The sequence below is a fragment of the Clostridium aquiflavi genome (assembly GCF_031344075.1).
GTDB classification, from domain to species: Bacteria; Bacillota; Clostridia; order Clostridiales; family Clostridiaceae; genus Clostridium; species Clostridium aquiflavi.
Map to the genome: position 1 here is coordinate 1 of NZ_JAVJAN010000086.1, position 2,927 is coordinate 2,927.

General features: G+C 25.0%; 1 protein-coding gene and 2 tRNA genes. All 3 read right to left on the bottom strand.

Annotated features, from left to right (window positions below; all coding sequences use genetic code 11):
* Positions 1–380 precede the first annotated feature (380 nt).
* Positions 381–2,423, bottom strand: coding sequence for a M13 family metallopeptidase (locus RGC78_RS15960; protein ID WP_252216952.1), 2,043 nt, complete (start codon positions 2,421–2,423; stop codon positions 381–383).
* Positions 2,424–2,638: 215 nt separating this feature from the next.
* Positions 2,639–2,715 (bottom strand) — tRNA-Arg (locus RGC78_RS15965).
* A 138-nt stretch (positions 2,716–2,853) separates the two neighbouring features.
* Positions 2,854–2,927: transfer RNA gene (locus RGC78_RS15970), tRNA-Gly, on the bottom strand.

Sequence of the window (2,927 nt, forward strand, 5' to 3'; positions counted from 1 at the left end):
TTGACTTACTCAAATAAAGAATTGCTGGTTTATTTTAATGTTTCTTGATTTCTGTTCAATTTTCAAAGACCAAATTTTCTTTTTGTTGACTTTATTGTCAACTTTTGTTTTAATCTGTCGCACTTAAGCGACTTCTTAATATTATCATTTATCTCAATTTGTGTCAACACTTTTTTTAATGTTTTTGTTTAAACATTATTTTGAGTGTTGTTTGTTGTCACCTCAGCGACGAGATTTATTCTATCATATCAGATAATGTAAATATATATCTAATTATCTGATATTAGAGAATATCTTTAATTTATTATTATTTGTTTTATTTTTCTTAATTATCCATATGCGGATACACTAGGCTATGTTTTTACCATATTATTAACTTCCTACCATACTTTTATTCTATTTTCTGGAGATACATACATATCATCGCCTTGTTTTATACCATAAACATTATAAAATTCTTCAAATTGACTTAATACAATATTAACTCTTGCCTTTTTAGGGGAATGTACATCATTTTTCAAAAGATAGGATTCCATTTCTTTAGTATTAATTCCCCTCCAAATAATTGCGTAATTTTTAAATAGCTCCTTTAAATTAACATTATTAATGTTATTAGCTATATCTATTATGCATGCAACTCCACCTAAATCGCTTATATTTTCACCTGATGTAAGTTTTCCATCAACAAATTCCCCACTGTTAATTTGGATATGTGAGTAATAATCCATTACTCTCTTGCTTCTAATATTAAATTCTTTGTAATCTTTATCTGTCCACCAATTATTTAAATTTCCACATTCATCAAATTTAGAACCAGTATTATCAAATGCATGAGTTAACTCATGACCAATAACTGCTCCAATCCCCCCTAAATTTTCTACTTTATTATTTTTTATATCATAAAATGGCTTCTGAAGTATTGCTGCTGGAAATACTATTTCATTTTTAGTTGGATTATAGTATGCATTAACTGTTTGAGGTGACATTTCCCACGAATTACGTTCTACTTCTTTATTTAACAATGATAGTTCTTCTTTTAATTGAAAACTATATACATTTAATACGTTTTCTAATAAACATCCACAATTATTGTGACTTTTTATTGTTAATTGTGCATAATCTCTCCACACATCTGGATATCCTATCTTAACATTAATATTATTAAGTTTTTTCACTGCTTTTTCTTTTGTAATTTCACTCATCCACTCTAAATTATTTATTCTATATTTAAAATTATCTATTATTTCAGAAGTTAATGTTTCTACCTCTTTCTTTGAATCTTCACTAAAATGTTTTTTTACATATATTTTTCCTAATGGCTCACTTAAAACTGAATTAACTAAGTTAATTGCTTTTTCTTCATCACTTATTTTATCCTTTATTCCATAAATTGTTTTACTTAAACCATCACTGGCATCTCTAAAATCTTTTGATAAGTAATCTGAACTCTTCATAAGTATATTAGTTTCTAAAAATAATTTTATATCTTCAATATTATTTTCAATCATTAATTTATTTAATTGTTTGATATACTGTGGATTATTTACAACTATTTTATTTGGATCATCTATATTTAACTTCTTAAATATTTCATTAAATTTAATATTAGATGCTAATTCATCTAATTCTTTTACTGAATATATATTGTAAGATTTCTTTATTATATCTAAATCTTCTGCATTTTGTTTTATAGTAGGAATATTTTTAGCTAATTTTTTTTCCATTTCATAGAATCTATCTGCTTTCTTATTAGCATTGTTTCTAGATTCTCCAATCAACTTGTATAATTTCGATATGTATTTCTTATATTCAGTTTCTATTTTTTTATTTAAATCATTTCTTTCTATATAATATTCTGAGTTGTTTAATCCAAGATCACTTTCACCTATATAAAGAATATTAACAGTGCTATTTTTCAAATCAGCTCCTACTCCTATATTAATTATAGATTGCGTAGAGAATGCATTTAAATCTGTTAAATAATTTCTAAAATCATCTAGTGTCTGTATATTATGTATATTTTCTATATAATTTCTTAATATTTTTATTCCTTCTGTTTTTTTATTATTTTCATCTAAATAATTATCATATAAATTTAGAATCTTTATTTCTTCACTACTATCTTGATACTTATTTTTATTGCTTCTTATATCATTTATAATGTTCTTTAAATCTTGTTTTACTTTTATATTTGCTTCTTCAAAAGAACTATAGGTTGTATAACCTTTAGGTAATTTGGCTTTACTTAGCCAATCATCATTTATGTAATTATAAAAATCATCTTCTAATCTTACTTCACTCTTGCTATTTACTTTATATATACTATATGCATAAGCATAGGTATAATAATTATTAAAAAATAATAATATAGTTAAAAACATTACTAAAAATCTATATAGCATTTTATTTGATAACTTTCTCATTATTTATAGTCTCCCCTTATATAAACATTTTTATATGCAATTTAAAATCTACTTGTAATATTATTTAACATTAACTAATAAATAATACATATAACACTATAAAGTTTTAGTTACTATGAAACAATATTCAAATATTGCACTAAAAATATAAGAAGATAACAAAAAAAATACCAATAGTTTATACTGTCTATAAACTATTGGTATCACTATGTTTATGGTACATCTAACAGGATTCGAACCTGCGACGCTTGGATTCGAAGTCCAACGCTCTATCCAGCTGAGCTATAGATGTATAAATATAAAATAAAAAGTCGCCTTAGCGATTTTTTGAAGCTGTCAATTTTTTTAACCATGTGCCTTTTTAAGAGCTAATCTAAGAATAACATAATTTCTCAAAGAATAAAAAAACAACTGACATCAGTTGTTTTAATGGAGCGGGTGATGAGAATCGAACTCACGTAACTAGCTTGGAAGGCTAGGGCTCTACCATTGAGCTACACCCGC

Excerpts from the sequence above, each read along its gene's own strand:
- RGC78_RS15960 (WP_252216952.1), bottom strand. The coding sequence starts at position 2,423 with ATGAGAAAGTTATCAAATAAAATGCTATATAGATTTTTAGTAATGTTT.